26 protein-coding genes and 2 pseudogenes are annotated in these 23,976 nt (G+C 70.8%); 14 read left to right on the top strand and 14 right to left on the bottom strand.

Annotation, left to right across the window (positions count from 1 at the left end):
* Positions 1–144 precede the first annotated feature (144 nt).
* On the top strand, positions 145–543 hold the full coding sequence (locus tag ACRQ4C_RS13375) for a DUF3253 domain-containing protein (protein WP_439688978.1): 399 nt from the start codon (positions 145–147) through the stop codon (positions 541–543).
* Positions 544–578: 35 nt separating this feature from the next.
* Positions 579–1,688, top strand: coding sequence for an SDR family oxidoreductase (locus tag ACRQ4C_RS13380; RefSeq protein ID WP_439688980.1), 1,110 nt, complete (start codon positions 579–581; stop codon positions 1,686–1,688).
* 171 nt (positions 1,689–1,859) lie between these two features.
* Here ACRQ4C_RS13380 and ACRQ4C_RS13385 read toward each other — a convergent pair whose 3' ends face one another.
* The 3 genes from ACRQ4C_RS13385 to ACRQ4C_RS13395 are packed head-to-tail and all read right to left on the bottom strand — an operon-like array spanning position 1,860 to position 4,938.
* On the bottom strand, positions 1,860–2,684 hold the full coding sequence (locus tag ACRQ4C_RS13385) for a carbohydrate ABC transporter permease (RefSeq protein WP_400412807.1): 825 nt from the start codon (positions 2,682–2,684) through the stop codon (positions 1,860–1,862).
* On the bottom strand, positions 2,681–3,637 hold the full coding sequence (locus tag ACRQ4C_RS13390; protein WP_439688982.1) for a carbohydrate ABC transporter permease: 957 nt from the start codon (positions 3,635–3,637) through the stop codon (positions 2,681–2,683). The genes ACRQ4C_RS13385 and ACRQ4C_RS13390 overlap by 4 nt, the downstream gene beginning before the upstream one ends.
* Complete coding sequence (locus tag ACRQ4C_RS13395; protein WP_439688983.1) at positions 3,634–4,938, bottom strand: ABC transporter substrate-binding protein; 1,305 nt, start codon at positions 4,936–4,938, stop codon at positions 3,634–3,636. The genes ACRQ4C_RS13390 and ACRQ4C_RS13395 overlap by 4 nt, the downstream gene beginning before the upstream one ends.
* Before the next feature lie 219 nt (positions 4,939–5,157).
* Here ACRQ4C_RS13395 and ACRQ4C_RS13400 point away from each other — a divergent pair, with 219 nt between their 5' ends.
* Positions 5,158–5,334 carry a CsbD family protein gene (locus ACRQ4C_RS13400; RefSeq protein ID WP_290130992.1) on the top strand — a complete coding sequence of 59 codons (177 nt, stop codon included), beginning with the start codon at positions 5,158–5,160 and terminating at the stop codon, positions 5,332–5,334.
* 79 nt (positions 5,335–5,413) lie between these two features.
* On the opposite strand, the gene ACRQ4C_RS13405 is transcribed toward ACRQ4C_RS13400, so the two are convergent.
* A complete protein-coding gene (locus ACRQ4C_RS13405) occupies positions 5,414–6,487 on the bottom strand; it encodes a spore photoproduct lyase family protein (RefSeq protein WP_439688985.1) in 1,074 nt (357 codons plus the stop codon).
* Positions 6,488–6,532: 45 nt separating this feature from the next.
* Between ACRQ4C_RS13405 and ACRQ4C_RS13410 the strand changes: the two genes are divergently transcribed.
* Both ACRQ4C_RS13410 and ACRQ4C_RS13415 read left to right on the top strand, forming a co-directional pair.
* On the top strand, positions 6,533–6,844 hold the full coding sequence (locus tag ACRQ4C_RS13410) for a biopolymer transporter Tol (protein ID WP_439688987.1): 312 nt from the start codon (positions 6,533–6,535) through the stop codon (positions 6,842–6,844).
* Complete coding sequence (locus ACRQ4C_RS13415; protein ID WP_439688989.1) at positions 6,841–7,293, top strand: hypothetical protein; 453 nt, start codon at positions 6,841–6,843, stop codon at positions 7,291–7,293. The genes ACRQ4C_RS13410 and ACRQ4C_RS13415 overlap by 4 nt, the downstream gene beginning before the upstream one ends.
* Positions 7,294–7,308: 15 nt before the next feature.
* Here the strand turns inward: ACRQ4C_RS13415 and ACRQ4C_RS13420 are convergent, their stop codons facing one another.
* The 5 genes from ACRQ4C_RS13420 to ACRQ4C_RS13440 all read right to left on the bottom strand — a co-directional run bounded on the left by ACRQ4C_RS13420 (position 7,309) and on the right by ACRQ4C_RS13440 (position 12,733).
* On the bottom strand, positions 7,309–7,461 hold the full coding sequence (locus ACRQ4C_RS13420; protein ID WP_439688991.1) for a hypothetical protein: 153 nt from the start codon (positions 7,459–7,461) through the stop codon (positions 7,309–7,311).
* A 49-nt stretch (positions 7,462–7,510) separates the two neighbouring features.
* Positions 7,511–9,322 carry a glycoside hydrolase family 35 protein gene (locus tag ACRQ4C_RS13425; protein ID WP_439688993.1) on the bottom strand — a complete coding sequence of 604 codons (1,812 nt, stop codon included), beginning with the start codon at positions 9,320–9,322 and terminating at the stop codon, positions 7,511–7,513.
* Positions 9,323–9,399: 77 nt separating this feature from the next.
* The gene (locus ACRQ4C_RS13430; RefSeq protein WP_290130986.1) at positions 9,400–10,737 is read right to left on the bottom strand and encodes an ABC transporter substrate-binding protein; all 1,338 of its coding nucleotides are present in this window, start codon (positions 10,735–10,737) and stop codon (positions 9,400–9,402) included.
* Between the two features lie 98 nt (positions 10,738–10,835).
* Positions 10,836–11,801 carry a carbohydrate ABC transporter permease gene (locus ACRQ4C_RS13435; protein ID WP_439688995.1) on the bottom strand — a complete coding sequence of 322 codons (966 nt, stop codon included), beginning with the start codon at positions 11,799–11,801 and terminating at the stop codon, positions 10,836–10,838.
* A complete protein-coding gene (locus tag ACRQ4C_RS13440; protein WP_439688996.1) occupies positions 11,798–12,733 on the bottom strand; it encodes a carbohydrate ABC transporter permease in 936 nt (311 codons plus the stop codon). The genes ACRQ4C_RS13435 and ACRQ4C_RS13440 overlap by 4 nt, the downstream gene beginning before the upstream one ends.
* A 187-nt stretch (positions 12,734–12,920) precedes the next feature.
* Between ACRQ4C_RS13440 and ACRQ4C_RS13445 the strand changes: the two genes are divergently transcribed.
* Together ACRQ4C_RS13445 and ACRQ4C_RS13450 are read left to right on the top strand one after the other, a co-directional pair.
* On the top strand, positions 12,921–13,910 hold the full coding sequence (locus ACRQ4C_RS13445; RefSeq protein ID WP_439690910.1) for a LacI family DNA-binding transcriptional regulator: 990 nt from the start codon (positions 12,921–12,923) through the stop codon (positions 13,908–13,910).
* A 432-nt stretch (positions 13,911–14,342) separates the two neighbouring features.
* The gene (locus ACRQ4C_RS13450) at positions 14,343–14,636 is read left to right on the top strand and encodes a hypothetical protein (protein WP_439688998.1); all 294 of its coding nucleotides are present in this window, start codon (positions 14,343–14,345) and stop codon (positions 14,634–14,636) included.
* Positions 14,637–14,688: 52 nt separating this feature from the next.
* Here ACRQ4C_RS13450 and ACRQ4C_RS13455 read toward each other — a convergent pair whose 3' ends face one another.
* Positions 14,689–15,792, bottom strand: a complete 1,104-nt coding sequence (locus ACRQ4C_RS13455) for a fatty acid desaturase family protein (protein WP_290130982.1) — start codon at positions 15,790–15,792, stop codon at positions 14,689–14,691.
* Positions 15,793–16,008: 216 nt separating this feature from the next.
* Here ACRQ4C_RS13455 and ACRQ4C_RS13460 point away from each other — a divergent pair, with 216 nt between their 5' ends.
* Complete coding sequence (locus tag ACRQ4C_RS13460; protein WP_439689000.1) at positions 16,009–16,308, top strand: hypothetical protein; 300 nt, start codon at positions 16,009–16,011, stop codon at positions 16,306–16,308.
* A gap of 137 nt (positions 16,309–16,445) precedes the next feature.
* Here ACRQ4C_RS13460 and ACRQ4C_RS13465 read toward each other — a convergent pair whose 3' ends face one another.
* Positions 16,446–16,982, bottom strand: coding sequence for an AAA family ATPase (locus ACRQ4C_RS13465; protein ID WP_439689001.1), 537 nt, complete (start codon positions 16,980–16,982; stop codon positions 16,446–16,448).
* A 41-nt stretch (positions 16,983–17,023) separates the two neighbouring features.
* Between ACRQ4C_RS13465 and ACRQ4C_RS13470 the strand changes: the two are divergent.
* Positions 17,024–17,119 (top strand): annotated as a pseudogene (locus ACRQ4C_RS13470) (DivIVA domain-containing protein); the annotation flags it as partial.
* A gap of 45 nt (positions 17,120–17,164) precedes the next feature.
* A pseudogene (locus ACRQ4C_RS13475) lies at positions 17,165–17,275 on the top strand (DivIVA domain-containing protein); the annotation flags it as partial.
* Positions 17,276–17,311: 36 nt separating this feature from the next.
* On the opposite strand, the gene ACRQ4C_RS13480 reads toward ACRQ4C_RS13475, so the two are convergent.
* On the bottom strand, positions 17,312–17,533 hold the full coding sequence (locus ACRQ4C_RS13480; RefSeq protein ID WP_290130979.1) for a hypothetical protein: 222 nt from the start codon (positions 17,531–17,533) through the stop codon (positions 17,312–17,314).
* Positions 17,534–17,619: 86 nt separating this feature from the next.
* Positions 17,620–18,585 carry a family 16 glycosylhydrolase gene (locus ACRQ4C_RS13485; protein WP_439689002.1) on the bottom strand — a complete coding sequence of 322 codons (966 nt, stop codon included), beginning with the start codon at positions 18,583–18,585 and terminating at the stop codon, positions 17,620–17,622.
* 273 nt (positions 18,586–18,858) lie between these two features.
* Here ACRQ4C_RS13485 and ACRQ4C_RS13490 point away from each other — a divergent pair, with 273 nt between their 5' ends.
* Positions 18,859–19,647 (top strand): SDR family NAD(P)-dependent oxidoreductase, encoded by a 789-nt coding sequence (locus ACRQ4C_RS13490; protein ID WP_439689003.1) that lies wholly within the window; start codon positions 18,859–18,861, stop codon positions 19,645–19,647.
* A gap of 108 nt (positions 19,648–19,755) precedes the next feature.
* Here ACRQ4C_RS13490 and ACRQ4C_RS13495 read toward each other — a convergent pair whose 3' ends face one another.
* Positions 19,756–20,301 (bottom strand): DUF6611 family protein, encoded by a 546-nt coding sequence (locus ACRQ4C_RS13495; protein ID WP_439689004.1) that lies wholly within the window; start codon positions 20,299–20,301, stop codon positions 19,756–19,758.
* 213 nt (positions 20,302–20,514) lie between these two features.
* Here ACRQ4C_RS13495 and ACRQ4C_RS13500 point away from each other — a divergent pair, with 213 nt between their 5' ends.
* The 3 genes from ACRQ4C_RS13500 to ACRQ4C_RS13510 all read left to right on the top strand — a co-directional run bounded on the left by ACRQ4C_RS13500 (position 20,515) and on the right by ACRQ4C_RS13510 (position 23,907).
* A complete protein-coding gene (locus tag ACRQ4C_RS13500) occupies positions 20,515–21,543 on the top strand; it encodes a LacI family DNA-binding transcriptional regulator (RefSeq protein ID WP_439689005.1) in 1,029 nt (342 codons plus the stop codon).
* A gap of 93 nt (positions 21,544–21,636) precedes the next feature.
* On the top strand, positions 21,637–22,935 hold the full coding sequence (locus ACRQ4C_RS13505; protein ID WP_439689006.1) for an ABC transporter substrate-binding protein: 1,299 nt from the start codon (positions 21,637–21,639) through the stop codon (positions 22,933–22,935).
* A 15-nt stretch (positions 22,936–22,950) separates the two neighbouring features.
* Entirely contained in the window at positions 22,951–23,907 is a 957-nt protein-coding gene (locus ACRQ4C_RS13510; protein ID WP_439689007.1) for a carbohydrate ABC transporter permease, read from the top strand.
* Positions 23,908–23,976 lie beyond the last annotated feature (69 nt).

Here is a 23,976-nt window from a genome sequence, read left to right on the forward strand (position 1 = left end):
CGGGACCCAGGCGGGTTCCGGCGGACGGACGGGATCGGGTTCGGCGTTCACGGACCCGATGCTGCCAGCCGTGCCTGGGCTGTGCGCCGGACCGGACAGCCCCGGACTGAGCGCCGGGGCGGACGAGGAGGACAGGATGGGGACATGGGACGCGCGATCAGGACCGATGCCGACGCGGCGGCGAACGAGGCCGAGCACGCCGAACGCACCTGCGCCTCGTGCGGTCGTCGGATGCCGTCGTCCGCAGCCCCGGACGCGAAGTACTGCTCGGCGGCGTGCCGGAAGCACGGCGTCGACGCCACCGACCGGGCGCTCGAACAGCGGATCGACAAGCTGCTCGCCGCACGCTCACGGTCGTCGAGCATCTGCCCGTCCGACGCCGCACGGGCCCTCGACCCGGACGACTGGCGGGACCTCATGGAACCCGCCCGCCGGGCCGCTCGTCGCATGGTCGCCCGCGGCGAGGTCGAGATCACCCAGCACGGCAGCGTCGTCGACCCGTCCACCGCCAAGGGGCCGATCCGGATCCGACGACCGCGGTAGGGAACACCTGTCGTCCGCGGGCGTTGCACCCGGGGATGACACTCGACACCACTCCGACCGACACGGCCACCACCACCGACCGCCGCGAAGCCCTCGTCGTGGGCGCCAGCGGCATCACCGGGTCCGCGCTGGTGGACCACCTGCTCGACCTCGGCTGGGACGTCACGGCGCTGTCCCGACGACCGCTCCCCCGCGACGGCGTCCGCAGCGTGCCCGCCGATCTCCGCGACCCCGGGTCGCTGCGGACCGCACTCGCCGACGAGCGTCCGACACACGTCTTCTTCACCGCGTGGCAGCGCCAGGACACCGAGGCCGAGAACATCCGCGTCAACGGCGGCATGGTGCGCGACCTCCTCGCCGCGCTGGCGCACGCGCCGCTCGAGCACGTCGCGCTCGTGACCGGGCTGAAGCACTACCTCGGCCCCTTCGAGGCGTACGCCGCGGGCGAGATGCCGGACACGCCCTTCCACGAGGAGGAGCCGCGCCTCGACACCCCGAACTTCTACTACGCGCAGGAGGACGAGCTCTTCGCCGCGGCCGAGCGCCAGGGCTTCACGTGGTCCGTGCACCGGTCGCACACCGTCATCGGGCACGCCGTGGGCAACGCCATGAACATGGGCCTGACCATCGCGGTGCAGGCGACGCTGGCGAAGGAGCTCGACCTCGACTTCGTGTTCCCCGGCAGCGAGGCGCAGTGGAACGGCCTCACCGACATGACCGACGCGGGCATCCTCGCCGAGCACATGGTCTGGGCCGCGACCGCGCCCGAGGGCGCGGACGAGGCGTTCAACGTCGTGAACGGCGACGTCTTCCGGTGGCGCTGGATGTGGCCACGGCTCGCCGCGCACCTCGGGGTCGACCCGGCGCGCGTCGTCGGGTTCGAGGGTGCCGCGCGGCCGCTCGCGGAGCAGATGGCCCCGTACGAGCGCGCCTGGCCGGGGATCGCGGAGCGGCACGGCCTCGCCGAACCGGACATCAGCCGGCTGGCGTCGTGGTGGCACACCGACGCCGACCTCGGTCGGGCGATGGAGGTCGTGACCGACATGGGCAAGAGCCGCGAGGCCGGGTTCACGGCGTTCCGGAGGACCGAGCGCGCGTTCGCCGAGCTGTTCGACCGCTACCGAGCCGACCGCCTCGTCCCCTGACCGACGCGGTCGGGTGCGGCAGGTCGGGTCGCGCCGCGACCACGGACCGGACGGGAGGTGGGCCCCACCCGGCCGGTACCGGCGCGACGCGGAGCCTGCGGAGCGTCGTGACGGCCGAGACGGGAGGGACGGAGCGGGCCCGCACCGCGCCTCCCGCCCGGCCCGTGCGCGTCAGCGCAGGCCGCTGCGTGCGAAACCCTGCACGAACCACCGTTGGAACACCAGGAACACGACGAGGATCGGCACCACGTCGAGCAGGGCGAACGCCATGGTCGCGCCGTAGTCCGAGCCGAACTGCCCCTGCAGGTAGAGCAGGCCGATCGGCAGCGTGAAGAGACGGTTCTCCCGGAGGGCGATCAGCGGCCACGCGAAGTCGTTCCACGCCTGCAGCAGGCTCATGAAGAACAGCACCGCGATGAGCGGCCGCGACATCGGCAGCACGATCCGGAAGAACACGCCTGCGTGCCCGGCACCGTCGATGCGAGCCGCCTCGACGAGCTCCTTCGGGATCCCGAGCAGGAACTGCCGGGCGAGGAACACCCCGAACGCCGAGGCCGCACTCGGCAGGATGACCGCCCAGTACGTGCCGTAGAGGTGCAGACCGGTGACGATGCGGAACAGCGACACCATGATGACCTGCACCGGCACCGCGAGGGTGGCGAGCGCGACGAAGAACAGCACCGTCGACCCGCGGAACCGCAGTTGTGCGAACGCGTACCCGGCGAGCAGGCTGATCGCCGTGGTCAGCACGGCGACCGACACCGCGATCGCCGTCGAGTTGCCGAGCCACTCGACGACCGGGAACGACGAGAACACGCGGTCGAGGTTCTCCAGGGTGAGCGTCCGCGGGAAGAACCGGACGGTCCCGCCGAGCAGTTCGGAACGCGGGGAGAACGCGACGACGACCATCCAGTAGAGGGGTGCGATGACGATCAGCGCGACGACCACCGCGACGACGGTGCGGAGGACGAACAGCGTCCGGGCCCGGGCGGTCATCCGGCGAGGTCCCGGTTCTTGCTGCCGCGCCACTGCGCGATCGCGAACACCACCGCGAGCAGGAGCAGCACCATGCCGATCGCCGCTGCGTAGCCCTGGTCACGGGTGACGAAGCCCGTGTCGTAGGCGTAGGTCACGAGCACCGACGTGGCGTTCCGCGGTCCGCCACCGGTCAGGACGAAGACGATGTCGAACACCTGGAACGAGTAGATGACGTTGAGCACCGTGAGGAAGAACGTCGACGAGCCGAGGAGCGGCACCGTGATCGAGCGGAGCCGTCGCGACCAGCCGGCGCCGTCGAGCATCGCCGCCTCCGGGAGCTCCGGGCCGATGCCCTGCAACCCGGCGAGGTAGATGAGCATGTTGAAGCCGACCCGCCACCAGATCGTCACGAGGACCACGGACGCGAACGCCGCCGCCGGGTCCGACTGCCACTGCACCGGGGTGATGCCGACGAGTCCGAGAAGGGCGTCGAGCACGCCGGAGTTCTGGTCGAACACCAGGACCCCGATCAGTGCCGTCGCCACCCCGGACACCGCCATCGGCGTGATGAGCACCGACCGGAAGAACCCCCGAGCGGGCAGCACGCTGTTGAGGAGCAGTGCGGCGAGCAGTCCGAGCCCCATCGAGATCGGCGTCACGAGCACCGTGAAGAGGACCGTGTTGAGCAGCGCCCGCCAGAACAGCCCGTCGCCGAGCAGCCGCTGGTAGTTCGCGAGGCCGGTCCACTCGGCCGCGCCGAAGCCGTTCGTGCGCTGGAAGCTGATCACGAACGCCCCGACGAGCGGGACGAGCACGAACAGCGCCAGGAGCACCATGTTCGGTGCGACGAAGGCGTAGGCAGCACGTTCCTCCCGACGGGCGCTCAGCGACCGGCGCCCGGGCGTGCGGTCGGCACGAGTGCTCGTCGCTCGCGCGCCGCCTGCGGGCGAGCTGCTCGTCTGCGCGCTCATGCTCGTCCTCCGGTCGCGTGGGCGATGCCGCGCTGCAGGGTCCCGACCGTCTCGCGCGCTCCGGCCCCGCCGACGAAGGCGTCCTCGAGGCCGTTCTGCAGGACCGTGATGATCGACGCCATGTCGGGCGACGCCACCTGTGCGACGTCCTCCGGCCGGATCACCGACGCCTGGTCGACGAACGTTCGGGTGAGCTCCGGACGCACCCGGAACCGCAGGCCGCCGTCGACGAGGTCGCGCCGGGTCGGGAGCAGCGACGCCCGCTCGCAGAAGTCCCGCATCTGCGGCCGCCGGGTGATGAAGTCGAGGAACGACGCCGCGAGGTCCGGCTTGGTCGTCTGCGCGGTCGCGACGAGGGCGTTGCCGCCGAAGTCACTGCCGCCGCGCTCCTGCCGTGGCGCGTAGGTCGCGGTCCAGGGGAAGTCGAGGGTCTGCGCGGCGTCCGGGATCTGGAACGCACCCGACCACACCATGGCGACCCGCTGCCGGTACCAGGTGTCGCTCGCGTAGGTGGCGGACTTGATCGAGTCGTTGGCCGGCACCCAACGCTCCTCGAAGAACCGCTGGGCGAAGGACACGGCCTCCCGCCCGGCAGCGCTGTCGATCACCGGGGTCTTCTGATCCGCGTCGAGGAACGCGCCCCCGGCCTGGAACAGCAGGCTCAACCAGCGCGTCACACCGTTCCCCTGCCAGTTGTAGGCGAACGGGTAGACGTCGTCCGGCAGCGCGTCGCGCAGCTTCCCGGCGACGTCGCCGAGCTCGTCCCACGTCCACGCCTCGTCGACGGACCGCGGCAGGTCGGTCACCCCGGCCTTCCGCATCAGGTCGGTGTTCACGAGCATCGCCGAGGTGTCGGTGTGGTGGGGCACGCCGTACGGACGGCCGTCGGACTGCACCGCCGCCCACGCCGTCGCCGTGAACCGGTCACCCACGCCGGCGTTCAGCGACCGGGAGAGGTCGAGCAGTTGGCCACGGCCCGCGTACGCGCCGAACGAGTAGTACGGCACGCGGAACACGTCGGGCGGGTTCCCGGCCTGCAGCTGCGCGTCGATGTTCGTGAACATCTGCTCGTACGGCACCGCGTTGAGCGCGACCTTCCGGCCCGGGTACGTCCGCTGGAACGCGCGGATGGCGGAGCGGAAGCCGGCCAGCTCCGCGTCGGTGCCCCACGTCGTGAACGTCAGGGTGTCCGCGTCGGCCTGCCCTCCGGTGTCCTGCGGGACGAAGCCGCACCCCGCCAGGGCCACGGGCAGCGTGACGGCACCGAGCCCCGCGAGGAGCGTTCGGCGTGTGATGTGCACTTGTTCTCCGATGATCGGTCCGGGGCTGGGACGACATCTGTTGCGCCAGCATGCTCCCTCGGGGCCGAGCCGGTGCGGTGCGGCGCGATCCGTACCCCGTTCGAACCAATCGGGGGACACGAACCTGCGGCCCGGCCGCGAGCCACACGATCGCGGCTGGTTGTGTTCGTGGCACAGGCGCCGGGGACCCTCGGCGGTTCCCGGAGGAAGGAAGACACCATGTCGCTCGGAGACAAGGCGAAGGACGTCACCCAGAAGGTCGTCGGCAAGGTCGAGGAAGCGGTCGGCAAGCACACCGACGACGACGAGCTCAAGCACCAGGGCCAGAAGGACCAGGTCATGGGCGAGGGTCGTCTCGAGACCGAGAAGGCCAAGGACAAGCTGACGGGCAACTGATCCGCCCGTTGCGCTGACGCCCGTACCGCTCGGCGGTGCGGGCGTTCGCTGTTCGCCGCTCGCCGCTCGCCGCTCGCCGTCAGAACGCGTACCGGATGCGGCAGCTCGGCAGGTGCTCGGCCACGAGCTCCCGGAACCGCTCGACGAGCTGGCCCTTCATCCCCGAGCGGTACCGGACGTTGACGGCGCCGTTCTGCGAGACCTTCTGCTCCTGCAGGTCCGGCCGCCACAGCAGGTCCTCCGCCTTGGGGTGCCAGCCGAGGTTGACCTCGTGCAGCGGCTCGTTGTGCGTGAGGAAGATGACCTCGGCTGCGAGCTGCGCCTTCGCCGCCGGCGAGAGCACGTCGTCGACCTGTCGCAGCAGCTCCGCCCAGTCGGACTCCCACGTGGGCGTGAGGATGACCGGCGAGAAGTTCAGGTGCACCTCGTACCCGGCGTCGACGAAGTCGTTCACCGCGGCGATGCGTTCCGCGATCGGACTCGTGCGGATGTCCGTGACCTTCGCGGTCTCGTGCGGCATGAGCGAGAACCGGATGCGGGTGCGACCCATCGGGTCCCAGTCGAGCAGGTCGCGGTTGACGTACTTGGTGGCGAAGGACGCCTTCGCGGTCGGGGTCATCCGGAACAGGTCGCAGAGGTCGCGCACGTTGTCGCTGATCATCGCGTCGACCGAGCAGTCGGAGTTCTCGCCGATGTCGTACACCCAGGCGTCGGGGTCGCACTGGTTCGGCTCGGTCTTCGGCCCCTGCTTCGCGACGTTGCGGGCGACGTGCTTGGTGATCTGCTCGATGTTCGCGAACACCGTGACGGGGTTCGAGTACCCCTTGCGTCGGGGCACGTAGCAGTACGCACACGCCATGGCGCAGCCGTTCGCCGTCGACGGGGCGATGAAGTCGGCGGAGCGCCCGTTCGGCCGGGTGACGAGCGACTTCTTCACACCGAGGACGAGCGCCTCGGTCTTGATCCGCACCCACCGCTGGACGTTGCGTTCGTCGCCGTGGACCTCGGGGATGTTCCAGTGCGACGCCACGGGGACGATCTCGGCGTCGGGCCAGCGACCGAGGACCTCTTGCCCTCGCGGCAACTCGAGCGCGGCGTCCTCGGCGTAGATGCGTCGGACGTCGAGCATCGGACGCGTGCGTGCTTCGCTCATCACCACCTGTCTACCGCCGACCACCGACGGTGCAGACTCAGGACCATGACCGCCGAGCCCGACGACCACTTCTTCGTCGTCGACGGTCGACGGTGGCGCCGGACGGACCCGGCCGTCCCCGAGGACGTCGCCGCCGCCCTCCGGTCGCACCTCGGACGCGGGCGGAACGCGGTCAAGCAGGCGAAGCGGTCCGGGGACGAGGACGCCCTCGCGGCCGCACGGCACCGCAACGGGTTGGCGAAGCACGGCCTGGGCGAGCGGGGACCGGAGTGGTGGACTCGGCCGGAGTCCGAGCGGATCGCCGACGCCCGCCGTGCGCTCGAGGAGATCGACGCCCTCGACGCGGACGACTCGTGACGATCGTCCGGCCGCCGCGGTGGCAACGGGGGCTCGACGCGATCGTGATGGGGCCCCTGACGATCATCGTGGGAGGGGCCGTCGCGAGTGTCGCGTTCGTGCCCGAGGCTTCGGCGAAGGGCTTCGTGTTCGTCCTCGGCTCGGCCTTCGTGGTCCTCGGCGCCTGTGGACTGATCCGCGTCCGGCACGTGGGCGTCCACCTCTCCGAGGACACCCTGTCGTACCGCGGGTACGTGCTCTCGTGGCAGGCCCCACGAGCGGGCATCACCGCCGTCCTCGACGACGCCTTCGTCGAGTGGCGCGACGGGCGCGGCGGCGAGCACCGGCGACAGATGTGGCTGCTCACCCAGGCGTGGGAGGACGACGGCACGAAGTTCGCGCCGCAGTGGCGGTGGCGGCGGGAGGGTCTGCTCGCGGTCCGCGAGTGGGCGGGCGCTCGCGCCGTCTGACCCGGCGACGAGCGGCTAGGGCCGGTACTCGTCGCGCTTCGCCGGCGGCGGGGTCGGCGCCGCGCCGGGGCCGACCGCGCCGTGCGACCCGAGACCGTCGAGCGCGCGGGCGAGCACCTGCAGCACCGTCACGACCACCCGGCCGGCGGCCTTCACCACATCCCACATCGCGTTCCCCCTCCGACCGAGCACCAGTGCGGCCAGGGTAGCCGAGCGATCAGCCCTCGGTGTGGCCGAGGTCCGGCTCGGTGAGCAGGCACACCGTGCGGGTCGCCGCGGCGTGGACCTCGAACACGACGACCTCGTTGCGGCCCTCGCGGAGCACCGGACCCGGCACGGCGAGGGTCTTCTGCGGCCCGCGCGACCAGTACCGCCCGAGGCAGAACCCGTTCACCCAGGCCACGCCCTTGCGGAAGCCGTCGAGGCACAGGTACCGGTCGTCGACGGACGCGAGCTCGAACGACCCGGACGCGAACACCGGTCCGGCGAGCACGTCACCCGGCTCCGGGGAAGCACCGGCGAGCAGGGCCAGGGCGGCCGGCGCGATCGGGTCGAGGGCGAGCGGCGACGCCGTCCACCGGGACAGCAGCTCGCCGTCGACGCGGACGTCCCCGACGAGGCCCTTCGGCTCGCCGATGCGGGGACCGTAGTCGACGCGTCCCTGGTCCTCGACGAGGAGCTCCAGGGTGCCGGTGACGGGCGGGAGCGTGATCGCGCGATCGTGGTGCTCACGTTCGAGGACGCCGACGACGACCCCGTCGGCGGAGACGAGCGCCCGGTCGCGTACCTCGGTCCCGACGGTGAGCACACCGCCGGACGGCAGCGCGACCTCGGTGCGGTACAGCACGAATCCGGAGGCGGCGCCGAGCGCGTCGAACGTGGGCGGTGCGTCGTGCGCGGTCCACGTGGTGAGCGACGGCAGCAGCGTCGCCAGGGGTGCGACCTGGTCGAGACGGACGGCGACGTCCGTGGCGGGGGCGACCCGTGCCTCCAGGCCGGAGGCGAGGCGACCCGACCCACCCGGCTGCATCGACTCGGGCAGCGGCGGCACGGACGCGTAGCGCTCGATCACCGCACGGAAGGCGTGGAACTTCGCCGTCGGGCGTCCGGCCTCGTCGAGCGGGGCGTCGTAGTCGTACGACGTCGCGATCGGCCGGTACACGCCCTTGTCGTTCGCGCCGTTGGTGAACCCGAAGTTCGTGCCGCCGTGGAACATGTAGATGTTCACGGAGCCTCCCGCGGCCAGCAGCACGTCGAGCTCCGCCGCGCTGTCCGACGCCGGTGTCGTGTGGTGGTGCTCGCCCCAGCTGTCGAACCAGCCGTCCCAGAACTCCGAGCACATGAGGGGCCCGGTGGGCTGCACCTCACGGAGACGCTCGATGCGGGCGGCGGCGCGGGATCCGAACGAGCCGGTCTTGTGGAGCGACGGGAGCGAGCCGTCCTCCAGCATGGTGCCCATCGGCTGGTCGACGCTCGTGAACGGCACGGTCAGGCCGATGTCGCGGTGCATCTGTTCGAGCGCCCGCAGGTACGACGAGTCGGAGCCGTACGCGCCGTACTCGTTCTCGACCTGCACGAGCACGATCGGGCCGCCGTTGTCGATCTGCCGCGGGACGAGGACCGGGGCGAGCTGCTCGAGGTAGGTCTGGACCGCCGCGAGGAAGCCCGGCTCGTTCCGCCGGACACCGACCGTGCCGTCTGAGAAGAGCCAGTACGGCAGGCCGCCGTTCGTCCACTCGGCACAGATGTAGGGGCCGGGCCGGACGATGGCGTGCATGCCCTCGGCGGCGACGAGGTCGAGGAAGCGCCCGAGGTCGAGTCCGCCCGTCAGGTCGAACGCCCCGGGGCGGGGCGCGTGGGCGTTCCAGGCGACGTACGTCTCGATGGTGTTCAGGCCCATGAGCTTGGCCTTGCGGATCCGGTCCTGCCAGAGGTCGGGGTGGACGCGGAAGTAGTGGATCGCGCCGGACAGGACGCGGTGCGGCTCGCCGTCGAGCAGGAAGTCGGTGTCGCCGATGGCGAAGCGCATGGGAGGGGCCTTTCAGTGGTCGGGGCCGCGCGGACGGTGTCCGCGCGGCCCCGCTCCGGTTCGAACGAGTGCGGTGGTTACTTCGAGGTGACCTTGAAGCCCTGCTCGTTGCCGTACTTCACGATGGCCTTCTGCCACGCCTCGAGTCCGGCGTTCAGGTCGGTCTTGTTCTGGTAGGCCTGGCCGACGGTGTCCGCGTAGACGCTGTTCGCGTAGACCTGGAACGGCAGGTACTGCCATCCCTCGGCCACGCTGGACGACGCCTTCGAGAGGGTCTCGTTGATCGCCTCGCCGCCGAAGTACTCCGGCTTCTCGGCGGTGAAGGACGACGAGGTGAGCTGTGCCTTGGTCGACGGGAAGCCACCAGACTTGAGGAACACGTCGATCGAGTCCTGCGAGGAGTTCAGCCACTTGAGGAAGCCGGCGGCGAGGGCCGGGTTCTTCGACTGCTTCATGACGACCTCGGCGGAACCACCGTTGTTGGCGGTCACGTCGGAGGAGCCGTCGTAGGTCGGGATCGGGGCGACGCGCCAGTTGCCGCTGCCGTCCTTCACGCTCGACTCGAGGACGCCGGGCATCCAGGCGCCGGTGACCATCGTGGCGATCTCACCGTTGCCGAGCTGCTTGTACCAGTCGTCGGTCCAGCCGGGGGTCTGCGAGAGCAGGCCCTTCTCGACGAGCTGGTTCCAGGTCGAGGTCCACTTCTTGGTGCCCTCGTCCTGCAGGTTGACGGTGACGTCGGTGCCCTTGACCTCGAACGGTCGGCCGCCGGCCTGCCAGATCATCGAGGTGGTGAAGCCCGCGTCGCCGGAGTCGGCCGCGATGTAGGCGTCCGGGTTCGACTTGTGGATCTTCTCGGCGTCGGCGACGTACTCGTCCCACGTCTTCGGCGGGGTGGTGATGCCGGCTTCCTTGAAGGTCTTCTCGTTGTAGAACATCGCCATGGGGCCGGAGTCCTGCGGCAGGCCGTAGACCTTGCCGTCGAGGTCGACCGACTGCCAGGTGCCCGCGCCGTACTTGTCGGCGAGCTTGTCGAACCCGTACGACTTGAGGTCGACGAGCGAGTCGCTCAGGGCGAACTGCGGCAGGGCGAAGTACTCGATCTGCGCGACGTCGGGGGCGCCCGAGCCGGCCTTGATCGTGTTCTGCAGCTTCGTGTACTGGTCGTTGCCGGTGCCGGCGTTGACGAGCTTGACCTTCACCTTGGGGTAGGCCTTCTCGAACGCGGCGACCTGGGCCTCGGCGGAGGGGGTCCACGACCAGTAGGTGAGCGTGCCGCCCTTCTCGAGGGCCTTGGTGATGTCGTCGGACGACCCGCCGGAGCCGGAGCCGCCGGAGGCGCAGGCCGTCATGGCGATGGCTGCGGTGACGCCGATCGCGAGGGCGCTGAGCCCGCGCCGGAGACGCTTGTGCATGGGTGTGCCTTTCACTTCTTCGTGGAGAGGGGTGGTGCTGCTGTGTGCCGGGCCGGGAGGCGCGTGGCGGGGTCGCCCAGCGCCTCCCGTCCGACCGGTCACGCCTTGACGGAGCCGGCCGCGAGGCCGGACTGCCAGGAACGCTGGAGGAAGAGGAACGCGACGACGATCGGGACGATCGTGAGGAGCGATCCGGTGATGACGAGGTTGTAGATCGGGTGCGCGGAGACGCCCTGCGCCTGCGCGCTCCACTGGTTGAGGCCGACCGTGAGCGGGTAGAGGTTCGGGTCGCTCAGCATGATCAGGGGCAGGAAGTAGTTGTTCCAGGTCGCGACGACCGCGAAGAGCAGGACCGTCACGACGCCGGGCGCGAGCAGCCGGAGCGCGATCGTGAAGAAGATCCGGAACTCGCCGGCGCCGTCCATGCGGGCCGCCTCGATGACCTCGGTCGGGACCGCGTCGATCGCGTACGTCCAGATGAGGTACATGCCGAAGGGGCTGATGAGCGAGGGCAGGATGATCGCCCACGGGGTGTTCGTCAGGCCGACCGACGAGAACAGCAGGAACGTCGGGACGGCGAGCGCGGTGCCCGGGATGGCGATCGCGCCGAGCACGACCGCGAAGACCGCGCGCCGACCGGGGAACCGGAACTTCGCCATGCCGTACCCCGCGATCGTGGCGAGCAGGGTCGCTCCACCCGCGCCGACGACGACGTAGAGGACGGTGTTCGCGAGCCAGCGGAGGTAGATCCCGCCGTCGTACGTCAGCGTCTCGCCGATGTTCTGGAACAGCGAGAAGCCGCCGCCGAACCAGAGTCCGAAGGTGCTGAGCAGGTCGTCCTGCGACTTCGTCGCGTTGACGACGAGGTAGAAGAGCGGCAGCAGCGAGTAGACCGTGATGACGATCATCACCACGAGCAGCAGGGGTGACTTGCGTGCGCGGGGTCCGCGGCCCTTCGGGCCCGTCGGCCTGGAGGCGCGGCTGCGGCCCGCCCCGCTGCGACCGCGGGTGGTCACCGCCTCCGTCACGGTCGGTGCCGTGGTGCGGGTGTCGAGGGCGCTCATCGGTTCTCCGCTCGGGTCCCGCGCACCTGGACGATGTAGGCGATCACGGCGGTGATGACGCCCATGACGATCGCGACGGTGGCGGAGTAGTTGAACTGCTGGCCGCTGAAGGACAGCGAGTAGGCGTACATGTTCGGGGTGAAGGCGCTGCCGATGACGTTCGGGGCGAGGGTCTTCAGGAGGTTCGGCTCGTTGAAGAGCTGGAAGCTGCCGATGATCGAGAAGATCGTGGCGATCACGATCGAGCCGCGGAGCGCCGGGATCTTGATCGACCAGACCGTCCGGAGCGGGCCGGCACCGTCGATCTCGGCGGCCTCGTACAGCTCGGTGGGGACGACGCGGAGGGCGGCGTAGAAGATCAGCATGTTGTAGCCGACGAACTCCCACGTGACGATGTTGCCGATCGACGCGAGGACCCAGTCGGGGCTGAACGGCTGGAGCAGGTCGATGCCGAGCGCGGAGTTGATCGAGCCCGTGAGACCGAACTGGTTTCCGTAGATGAAGCCCCAGATGAGCGCCGCGACGACGCCGGGGACCGCGTACGGCAGGAAGATCGCGATCCGGAAGAAGGACGATGCCCAGAGGCGCGCGGAGTCGAGGGCCAGCGCGGCGATGAGAGCCACGACCAGCATGATCGGTACCTGCACGACGAGGAACAGCGCGACGCGGCCGAAGCCCTGCCAGAACTTGGCGTCCTGGAACAGCTGGACGTAGTTGGCGAACCAGACGAACTGGTTGCCGCCGATGAGCTGGTCGCGGAAGAGGCTGAGCCAGAGCGCGTACCCGATCGGGACGACGAGCATCGCGACGAGGACGACGACGAACGGCCCGACGAACATCCAGCCGGTCCAGCGGCCGCGCTGCGAGGTGCGGCGCCGCGGCGGCGTGGCCGGAGCTGCTGCTCCTGGCGCACGCGCTTCGAGCGTGGTCATGTGACTCCCTTGTCGTGCTGCGTTCGGGTGCGTCGATGTTGACGTCAACATCGAACGCCGCGACGATAGCATGGCAACGTCAACATGCGCTAGCGTCTCCGGAGTCGGGCTCGATCACGATCCGATGACGAGCGCCGAGGGAGGCCGCGTGACCACGGAACTCAGCGGCGTGCGCCGTGCCCCGTCGATGGCCGCGGTCGCCGAGGCCGCCGGCGTGTCGATGCAGACCGTGTCGCGCGTCGCCCGTGGCTTCGACAACGTCTCCCCGGACACCCGCGACCGCGTGCAGCGGGCGATGGACACCCTCGGGTACCGGCCGAACCGCGCCGCCCGCGCGCTCCGCTCGGGACGCTTCCGCACGATCGGCGTGATCATGTTCACGCTCGCGTCGTTCGGCAACATGCGCACCCTCGAGGCGATCGCCGACGCCGCGGGCGCCGCAGACTTCACGATCACCCTGCTGCCGATGGCATCCCGGACCGAGGAGGGCGTGCGCTCCGCGTTCTCACGACTCCACGAACAGGCCGTGGACGGCGTGGTGATCATCATCGAGTCGCACATCATCGACACGGCCGAGGTGGTCCTGCCCGACGGCGTGCCGATGGTGGTCGTCGACAGCACAGGCACGACCGAGCACCCGGCGATCGACACCGACCAGGCGGACGGCGCCCGCCTCGCGACGCAGCACCTGCTCGACCTCGGGCACGACACCGTGTGGCACGTCGCCGGCCCGACCTCGTCGTACTCGGCAGCACGCCGTCTCGCGGCCTGGCAGGACACACTCGAGTGGGCCGGGCGGACGGTGCCGCCGGTCTTCCACGGCGGATGGAACACCGAGTCCGGCTACCGCGCGGGTCAGGTCATCGCCGCGCGCCCGGACATCACCGCGGTGTTCGCCGCCAACGACCAGACCGCGCTCGGCGTCCTCCGTGCCGCACACGAGGCCGGCCGGTCCGTGCCGGAGACCCTCAGCGTGGTGGGGTTCGACGACTCCCCCGAGGCCGACTCCTTCTGGCCGCCGCTCACGAGCGTCCACCAGTCCTTCGACGAGGTCGGTCGCCGCGCGGTCGCGAACCTGCTCGCGCAGATCGACGGCGACCCGGTACCGGCGGAGACGGACCTCGTGCCGGTCCGACTCGTCGTCCGGTCGAGCACGGCCCCGCCGCCGACAGCCTGACGCGTGCGCGGCGTGCGCGTCAGGCGCTGCGGGCCACGGGCGGCGGACCACGGGGCGTAGTCGTCGCTCGCGATGGCCCGCGCTCGCCGTTCGGTGCGAAGTTGCGCACACCGTAGGAGCTCGGATCCCTCGCATCGTGTGCACGACCTCGCACGGCGCAGGAGGGGCCTCGCACGGTGCGACCACATCTCGCCGGACTCGCCGGGCGCCGGACGGTGCAGCGCACGCCCCTCGCTCCGGGGCTCCAGGCGGGACGCGGGCGGACCATGATCGTGCCGTGTGGTCTCGCCGGAAGCTCATCGCCGCAGCAGCGATCGTCCTCGTCGTCACCACGGCCACGACGCTCGTCGTCACCCATCGTGATGCCGTCACGACCGCCCGAGCGGCAGCGGAGGCCCACCACGTCACGCCTCGCCGGAGCAGTACACGCGAGTGTTCCTCCGGGCAGCGAAGGCGCACGACTGCGCGCTCATGTCGTACCTCAGCGTGTCCGAGTCGGAGACCTGGTGCCCGAAGGCGCCGACGGCCTGGGCGGACGGTCGCCCCGAACTGCTCGCCTACCGGAACGTCGGGAAAGCCTTCGCCGTCTCCGCAGAGGAGGCTGGCCGCGCGTCGGTCATCACGCAGCGCTGGATGAACGGCGCCGACCCGGGCACCATGGAGTGGGGCTGGTGCTGGGTACGGACCCACGACGGCTGGCGACTCTACGACCAGGGCCAGGGCTGATCCGCTCGCGGCGCACGACCTCGCACCGAGCGACGAGCGCCGCCGCTCGCGCTCAGTGCAGCCGCAGCGACGTCACCATCGGGCAGGCGAACGGGTCCCGCGCCGCGAGCCCGACCCGGTTGAGGTACGCCACGACGATGCCGTACGACCGCAGCAGTGTCGTCTCCGTGTAGGGGATCCCGAGCGAGCGGCAGTGCGCCTGCACGAGCGGCTTCGCCCGCCGCAGGTTCGGCCGCGCCATGCTCGGGAACAGGTGGTGCTCCGCCTGGTGGTTGAGGCCACCGAGCAGGTGGTCCACCCACCGTCCGCCGACGATGTTCCGGGAGGTCCGCACCTGGCGTGAGAAGAAGTCGATGCGCGCGTTCTCGGCGATGACCGGCATGCCCTTGTGGTTCGGCGCGAACGAGGCGCCCATCATGACGCCGAACACCGCGACCTGCACGCCGATGAACGCGAAGCCGATGCCGATCGGCAGGAACGCGAACACGGCCCAGAAGTACAGCCCGAACCGGGCGAGGAGGAGGACGCCCTCGACCGCTCGGCCGCGCGAGGTCCCCTTGACGTGCTCGCCCGTGACCACCGCGCGGATGGACAACCAGTGCAGGTTGAGCCCCTCCATGGTGAGCAGCGGGAAGAACGCCCAGCCCTGCACGCGCGTCAGCAGCCGCAGGAGCCCGGTGCGCTGCGCGGCGTCCTCCTCGATGAACGACACCGTGTCCTGCGCGATGTCCGGGTCCTTCCCGATGGTGTTCGGGTTGCCGTGGTGTCGCGTGTGCTTGTTCATCCACCACGAGTAGGACATGCCGACGAGGAACACCCCGACGAACCGTCCGGCGTGGTCGTTCCACCGGTTCGACGCGAAGATCTGCCGGTGCGCGGCTTCGTGCGACAGGAACGCGAACTGCGTGAACACCACGCCGAGGACCCCGGCCGGGATGAGCGCGAACCAGCTGTGCCCGACGAACGCGGTCACGACGAAGGCGACGGCACCGACGGCGACGAGGACGGCGAACACCGTCCAGTAGAAGCCGGTGCGGCGCTGCAGCAACCCGGCGTCCTTCACCTGCTGGAGCAGGTCCTTGTAGGTGGAGGTCCCGGAGCGTGCCCCCGCCGGTCGCGGCGAGGTCGGGCGGTACAGGGTGGACGAAGTGGCCATGGGGCTGCTTCCGTCAGGGACAGCCCTTCGGCCGAACAATGGGTTCCCGCGTGCGCGGTTCCGGCAACCGTAGGGCCTCTCCCCGTACGTCCGCAGGGAGCTGCGCGTACTGTCCGGAAAGAGTCGGTCCAGCTGTACCGGCTCCGGATGGGCGCCGCCTCCCTCTGTCCGGAACACTCGTCCGCGCGTGCTCACCCCGCCACCGCAGCACGGATCATGAAGCACATCGTCTACGGACTCACCGCCGTCCTGACCACGGACGAGGCGGCCGACGCCGTCCTGGACTACGCCGCGGCGCTCGCCCACGCCGGGCTCACGGACGTGATCGCCGTCCCGACGGTCGACCTGTTCGGTACCCAGACCACGACGTCGTTCCTGCTCGCCCCGGCGCTCGGGGTCCTCGTCGAGGACGCACCGGACGACCCGCTCGGGCCCGACACCGCTGCGTTCGTCGCCGAGATCACGTGGCGGTCGCAGGCGGTGCGCTCCGCACCGCCCCACCTGCCCCCCGCGTGACGGACCCGCGCAGCGCGCGTCGTTCCCTGGTCGCGACCGCCCGCCGGCCTGGAGGCACGGGGTCGGGCCCGCACCGTGCCTCCAGGCCGGTGGTCAGCGCGTCATCACGACGCACCGCCGGGTCGGTGGTCGGCGCGTCAGCGCGCCGGCGCCTCTGCGAGCACGGCCGTGGCGATGCGGTCCGCCGCCTCGGCGGGGCCGATCGTGGTGGTGTCGACGACCGCCGCCTCGGCGTGCAGCCAGGTGCGCGCCGCCTCGGCGTAGCGGTCGACGTACCCGAGGCGGAAGGTCGACGGCCCCATCACCTCGTCGTGCAGGATCCGGTGTCGGAGCGTCTCGGGGTCGGTGTGCAGCACGAAGTGCCGGACCGGGATGCCGTGCCCCGCGAAGCCGTCGCTGATCTCGCGCCAGTAGGACTCGACGAGGACGGTCATGGGCATCACGAGGGTGCCGCCGGCGTAGTCGAGCACCCGGCGCGCGGTCTCCACGACGAGCGGGCGCCACGGGTCCCAGTCCTGGAAGTTGCCGGTCCGCGGCAGGCTCGGCGAGACGTCCATCAGCGTCTCCCCCACCTTCTCGGCGTCGAGCACCCGCGCGTCCGGCAGTCGTTCCTGCACCAGGCGACTCGTCGTCGTCTTCCCCACACCGTGCGTCCCGTTCACCCAGACGATCATGCGGGGACTGTAGCGTGTGGTCATCGACGATCGGGGGGACGATGCTCGCAGGGGACGTCGCGGCCAAGCGGTTCGCGCCGACGAAGTGGCGTGAGGGGTACGACCAAGAGCAGGTCGACGACTTCCTCGCGCGGGTCCAGGCCACGCTGGCGGAGTACGAACGCGGACGGCCGGCCGATCCGTTGCGCGCCGAGGACGTCGTGGCGTCGCGCTTCCGGCCGACGCGGTTCCGCCCCGGCTACGCGCAGGACGAGGTCGATGACTTCCTCGACGAGGTCGCGGTGGAGCTGCGCGGGCACGAGGCACGGTGGGGCGACCGCGGCTGACGGTCAGGCGGCGAACGCGGACGCGAAGAGGAGCACGGCCGCGAGTCCGATCAGCAGCCCGACCGCGACGATCGCGCCTGCGGTGAGCAGCGACACCATCCCGACGAACACGGCGCCGAGTCCGCCGAGTCCTGCGGCCTGACCGAGCGCGGACGGTTCCGACACGGACTGCGTTCCGCGAGCGAAGAGCTCGTCCATGTCGCGGGGGACGTCATCAGCGGGCACGCGCCGAGCCTACGACGACGAACGGGAGGCACGGTGCGTCGCCGCACCGTGCCTCCCGTCGGGTCAGCCCGCCAGGGCTGTGCGCCTCACTCGCTCGTCGTCACCCAGTCGATGAGCAGGTTGCCGCTGGCACCCCAGTTGCCGGTCTGGAACATGAACCGGTGCGGGGTGGTCGGGACGTCGTGCGTGATCGTCCCGATGACCTTGCCGTCGACCTTGTAGGTGACCGACTTGCCCGGGTCCCAGTCCACCGTGTAGGTGTGCCAGTCACGCCACGAGACGCCCGTGGGGATCTGGACGCGCTCGGCCTCCTGGCCCGGCGTCATCGAGTGGTGGAACGCCATGGGCTCCGACTCGAAGTTGCCCTCGGGGAAGTCGATCTCGCCGTCGGACCACTTGTTCGAGGTCGGCCACAGCATGAACGCTGCGCCGTTGCCGTCGCCGCCCGTCGCCTTCGCGCGGACGGAGAACGACCCGCCGACGTGGTCGTACGCGCCGGTCTTCGTGCCGAAGGTGCCGGCCGTGCCCGCCCCGCCGAGGCGGGCGTCGAGGACGCCGTCGTGCACGGTCACGGTCTGGCTCGGCGCGTAGATGCCGGACGTGCCGTCCGGGTACGGCTGCCACGCCTGCTGGTACAGGTTCGCGACGTTGCCCAGCGCTGCCGACACGTCGAAGTCCTCGACGAACGACGCCTGCGGCGGCGTCGCACCGCTCGGGTCGTCCGCCTGGGCGTCGGCGGACGCCTGTTCCGTCGGCTCGTCGCTCGGCGTCGCGCTCGGGGTGTCGGTCGGCGTCGACTCCTCGATGGGTTCGCCGGTGGGCGTCGCGTCGGGGGTCGGTGTGGTGTCGTCCGACGGCGTGGTCTCGTCGGACGGGTCGGACGTCGCCTCGTCGCCCGGAACCGTGTCGTCCGACGGCGACGCGGTCGGGGTGGGGGTCGGGTGCCAGTGATGGTGCCAGCCCCACCAGGGGCTCGCGGTGGCAGCCGTCGGGATGCCGATGATGAGCGCGGCAGCGGCGGTCGTCGCGATGGCGACGTTCCGGCGCTTCACCGGGCGCTCCGTCCGTCGGCGGACAGGGGGGTTCTTCGCGCGCGGAAGCGCGTGGTCGAGACAGAGATGTCGAGCTCCTCGGAGGGTTCGGGATCAGGGGCGCAGGACGCGGGACGGACGCGGCGAGCGGTGGTGCCGGGCAGTGCTGTGGGGTGCTGTGGTGCTGCGCTCGGTGATGCGTCCTCGAACATTGTGCCTCATGTGTGCCCTGTTCGGGGGGTATTGATGACCCCTCACCAGCTGGTGCGTGATCCGGCGAGTACGACTGGGCCCATGACACCTCCCCGCAACCCCTTCCGCGGCCGCCGTGCCGTCGTCACCGGAGCGAGCGGCGGCATCGGCCGTTCGCTCGCCCTGCAGCTGGCGGACGCCGGCGCGGACCTCGTGCTCGTGGCCCGGTCCCAGGATGCCCTCGAGGCCGTGGCGTCGGAGGTGCGAGCGCGCGGGACGAGGGCGTCCGTGGTGGTCGCCGACCTCGCCACGGCGGAAGGCGTGGCGCAGGTCGTGGACCGGCTCGACGGCACCCGGATCGACGTCCTCGTGGCGAACGCGGGCGTCGGCGCCCACGGTCCGTTCGTCGACGAGCCGCCCGAGCGGACCGCCACGCAGATCGCCCTGAACTGTGCGGCGGTGACGGCCCTGACCCACGCGTTCCTGCCGGGGATGCTCGCCCGCGGGGTCGGCGGCGTGATGACGGTCGCGTCGACGGCGTCGTTCCAGCCGACCCCGGGCATGGCGGTCTACGGCGCGACGAAGGCGTTCGTCCTGTCGTTCACCGAGGCCCTGTGGCAGGAGACCCACGGGCGGGGCGTCCGGGTGCTCGCGCTCTGCCCGGGCCCGACCTCGACCGGCTTCTTCGACGCGGCCGGGGCCGGCAGCGGGGTGATGGCGCGCGGACGACAGACGCCGGACGAGGTCGCCGCCGTCGGACTCCGGGCGTTCGCGCGTGCTGGAGGCCCGACGGTGGTGTCCGGTGCCGGCAACCGGGTCACGGCGAACGCGCACCGGTTCGTGCCACGAGGACTGATGGCGAGGATGTCGGCTCTGGTGACGGCCGGCTGAGGAGCGGGCGTGGCGGCGACCGCGGCCGGTACTGCTGGCGCTGCCGTCAGTCGTAGCCGAGGACGACTCCGTCCTCGGCAGCCTCGTCCGCGCCCGGTCCCGGTTCGCTCAGCGGGTCCACGTGCCACCCCGTCGCGGCGTCTCCGGCATCGCGCTCCACACGTCCGCCCAGAGCAGCTCGAAGTCCACCGCACTGATCTGCCCGGCGAGCGCCGCCCGTTCGTACACGAGCAACGCGTCGAGCGACCCCGCGAGCAGCCGAGCGTCCCCGTGCCCGCGAGGCCGGCCGCCGCCGTGGAATGTGGTCACCGTGAGCGTCCGGACCGAGGGCCGTGTCCGCCGCGTCGCACGTCGGAGGACGAGGAACCCGGAGCCGTACAGCGCGACGGCCGCGAGGATCCCCCACGGCGCGGAGCCGTTCAGCGCAGCCATCACGCCCAGCGCCGGCATCGCGCCGACCACACCCCAGACGTGGAGGGCACGCAGCAGGAAGCGCTCGCGGGGACTCGTGCCGGGCGGGAAGACCACGAGCGTGCGCGAGCTCCACAGCGTGCGCCCGGCGGCGTGGACGGTCTCGCGGCCCCACACGTGCAGGTGGCGGTCGCGGAGCGTGGCGAGCGGGAGCGGAAGCGGTGGCTTCGTGGACGAGTGCACCCCCGTACCGTGCACCCGCGGGCCTCGGCGGCGCAGCGCTCCTGACGGACTCCTCACGCCCCGTCCCCGGATCCTGATGCGCCGCTCACCGGCCGCGTCGATGGGACGGACCTTCGGGGTTGCGGACCTGGCGGACTGCGGGTATACCTAAACCGGTTCAATGAAACCGGTTCAAACGATCCGGTCCGATGCACCGCGGCGAGGAGGCCCCCGATGGAACGACGACCCACCATCGTCGACGTCGCGCGGCAGGCCGGCGTCTCGAAGGGCCTCGTCTCCCTGGCGCTCAACGACCGGCCAGGCGTGAACCAGGTGACGAAGGAGCGCATCCAGGCCGCCGCAGCCGAGATCGGCTGGCGTCCGAACCCCGCCGCCCGCAGCCTGACGAGCCGTCGCGCGTACGCCCTCGGGCTGGTCGTGAAGCGGGACCCGCGCATCATCGAGACCGACCCGTTCTTCGCCGCGTTCATCGCCGGTCTCGAGACCGTCCTCGCTGACCGCGGGCAGGTCCTCGTCCTCAGCGTGGTGCCCGATCCCGGTGCCGAGGAGCGCGCCTACCGGTCCCTCGCCGCCGACGGCCGCGTCGACGGGTTCATCCTGACCGACCTCCTGCGCCACGACCGCCGGATCGCGCTGCTCGCCGAGCTCGGCGTCCGCGGCGTCACCCTCGGCGAGCCCGACGTCCCGACGACCCTGCCGGCCGTGCGACGCGAGTACGAGCACGGCATCGACGAGCTCGTCCGGCACCTCACCGACCTCGGGCACGAGCGGATCGCACACGTCGCCGGCAACGAGGACATGCTCCACGGCCGTGCTCGACGGGAGCAGTTCGAACGGGTCGCCGCCGAGCTCGGGGTCGATGCCCACGTGGTCCCGACGGACTTCTCCCCCGAGCAGGGTGCCGAGGCGACCCGGAGGCTCCTGACGCTCGCGCCCGAGGTCCGCCCGACGGCGATCGTCTACGGCAACGACCCGATGGCGGTCGCCGGCATGGCCGTCGCCCAAGGTGCCGGCCTGCGGATCCCGGACGACCTGTCCGTGACCGGACTCGACGGCTCCCAGATCGGGCAGTACGTCTACCCGGCGCTCACCACGCTGGACAACGACCCGGTCGAGTGGGGGCGCGTCGTCGCGTCCACGCTGCTCGACCTCGTCGACGGCAACGACCCCGTCGACCGCACCCTCACCCCGGCACGGCTCATCGTGCGCGGGTCGACGGGCGCGCCCGCACCCCGGCCCTGACGCCGGACCCGACCAGGACGGACACGCGGAGCCCCGCGACTCCGGACGCGTCGGCACAGCACAGCACACCCGACCACCGACGAAGGAGTCACCATGCAACGGCGCATGCTCGCCATCGGGACCGCGATCGCCGCGGCCACCGCACTCGCCCTGACCGGATGCTCCGGCGGGGGCAGCGCGTCGAACAGCGACGCGATGAAGGCCAAGGGCCCGATCACCATCTGGTACTCGAACAACGCGCAGGAGGTCCAGTGGGGCAAGGCCGCGGTGGCCTCCTGGAACGAGGACCACCCGGACCAACAGGTCAAGGGCCAGGAGGTCCCGGCCGGCAAGAGCACCGAGGAGGTCATCGGCGCGGCCATCACCGCGGGCACGACGCCCTGCCTGGTGTTCAACAACCTGCCGGCGGCGACGGGGCAGTTCCAGAAGCAGGGCGGCCTGGTCGACCTGTCGAAGTTCAGCGGCGCGGACGCCTACATCGAGGCCCGCTCCGGTGACACGGCAGACCAGTACAAGTCGTCGGACGGTGACTTCTACCAGATGCCGTGGAAGTCGAACCCGGTGATGATCTTCTACAACAAGGAGATCTTCAAGAAGGCCGGGCTCGACACCGAGGACCCGAAGCTCAGCACCTACGACGACTTCCTCGCTGCGGCGGCGAAGATCAAGGCCTCGGGTGCCGCGCCGTACGCGATCTACCCGACCCCGACGAGCGAGTTCTTCCAGCCGAACTTCGACTACCTGCCGCTCTACGCCGCGGCGACCGGCGGCAAGGGCATGGCGACGAAGGACGGCAAGGCGACCTTCGACACGCAGGCCGGTCGCGACGTCGCCGAGTTCTGGAAGACCGTCTACGAGAAGGGCTACGCGGGCACCGAACAGCTGCAGGGCGACGCCTTCGCCACCGGCAAGGCCGCGATGGCGATCGTCGGCCCGTGGGCGATCGCGTCCTACAAGGGCAAGGTCGACTGGGGCAGCGTGCCCGTCCCGACGAAGGACGGCATCTCCGCCGACCAGACCTGGACCTTCCCGGACGCCAAGAACATCGGCATGTACTCGTCCTGCAAGAACCAGGGCACCGCGTGGGACTTCCTGAAGTACGCCACGAGCAAGGACCAGGACCAGAAGCTCCTCGAGACGACCGGGCAGATGCCGATCCGCAAGGACCTCGCGACCACGTACGCCGACTACTTCTCGCAGAACCCCGCGTACCAGGAGTTCGGCTCGCAGGCGGCCCGCACGGTCGACGACCCGGCCGGCGCGAACACGATCGCCGCACTCCAGGGCTTCCGTGACTTCTACACGAAGGCCGTCATCTCCGGGCAGGGGAACCTCGACTCGCAGCTCAAGGCCGCCGCGTCGAAGTTCACCCAGCAGATGCAGCAGCAGTAGGACGGGAGGCCCGGCTTGACCACGCAGACCGCGTCACGTGCGCGCGGGGTCACGCCGGGCAGCCCGACGGGCGGCGGCCGGAAGCCGCTGCACGTCCGACTGCTCGGCAAGAACCCCCTGGGGTGGCTCTTCAGCGCCCCCTACCTGGTGTTCGTCATCGCGATCTTCGCCTACCCGGTGTGCTTCGCGGTGTACATGTCCTTCAAGGACTACTTCTTCGCCGCTCCGGGTGTGAGCGTCGACCGCCCGTGGGTGGGTCTGCAGAACTACGTGCAGGTCTTCCAGGACCCGCAGGTGCTGCAGTCGTTCCGGAACGTCGGCGTGTTCCTCGTCATCAACGTGCCGCTCACTGTCGTGCTCGCCCTCGTGCTCGCGTCGGCGCTGAACGGCGCGGTCCGCTGGTCGACGTTCTTCCGGGTGAGCTACTACGTGCCGTACGTCACCGCGAGCGTCGCGGTCGTCGGTGTCTGGCTGTTCCTGTTCAGCCAGGGCGGTGTCGTGAACAGCGTCCTCGGCCCGCTCGCCCCGAGCCCGTCGTGGCTCAGCAACTCGGCCCTCGCGATGCCGATGATCGCGGTCTTCGTGACGTGGAAGCAGCTCGGGTTCTACATCCTGCTCTACCTGGCGGCACTGCAGAACGTGCCGAAGGAGCTGTACGAGTCGGCGTCCACCGACGGCGCGGGCAAGATCCGGCAGTTCTTCTCGGTGACCGTCCCGGGCGTCCGCCCCGCCACGGTGCTCGTGCTCCTGCTCAGCACCGTGACCGGCGCCAACCTCTTCACGGAGCCGTACCTGCTGACCGGCGGTGGTGGCCCGAACGGTGCGTCCACGAGCCCCGTGCTGCTCATCTACCAGCAGGGCATCCAGCAGGGCCACCCCGGGTACGCGGCGGCCATCGGCATCGTCCTGATGATCGGCGTCCTGATCATCGCGTTCCTGCAGAACCGGTTCGCAGGTGGGAGGGAATCATGACCGAGGCGACCATGCCCCAGGCCGCAGGCGAGCTGACGGAGACGACCCGCGCCTCCCGGCAGGACGCCC

Origin of the sequence: Curtobacterium sp. SP.BCp (genome assembly GCF_051903255.1) — a bacterium.
GTDB lineage: Bacteria > Actinomycetota > Actinomycetes > Actinomycetales > Microbacteriaceae > Curtobacterium.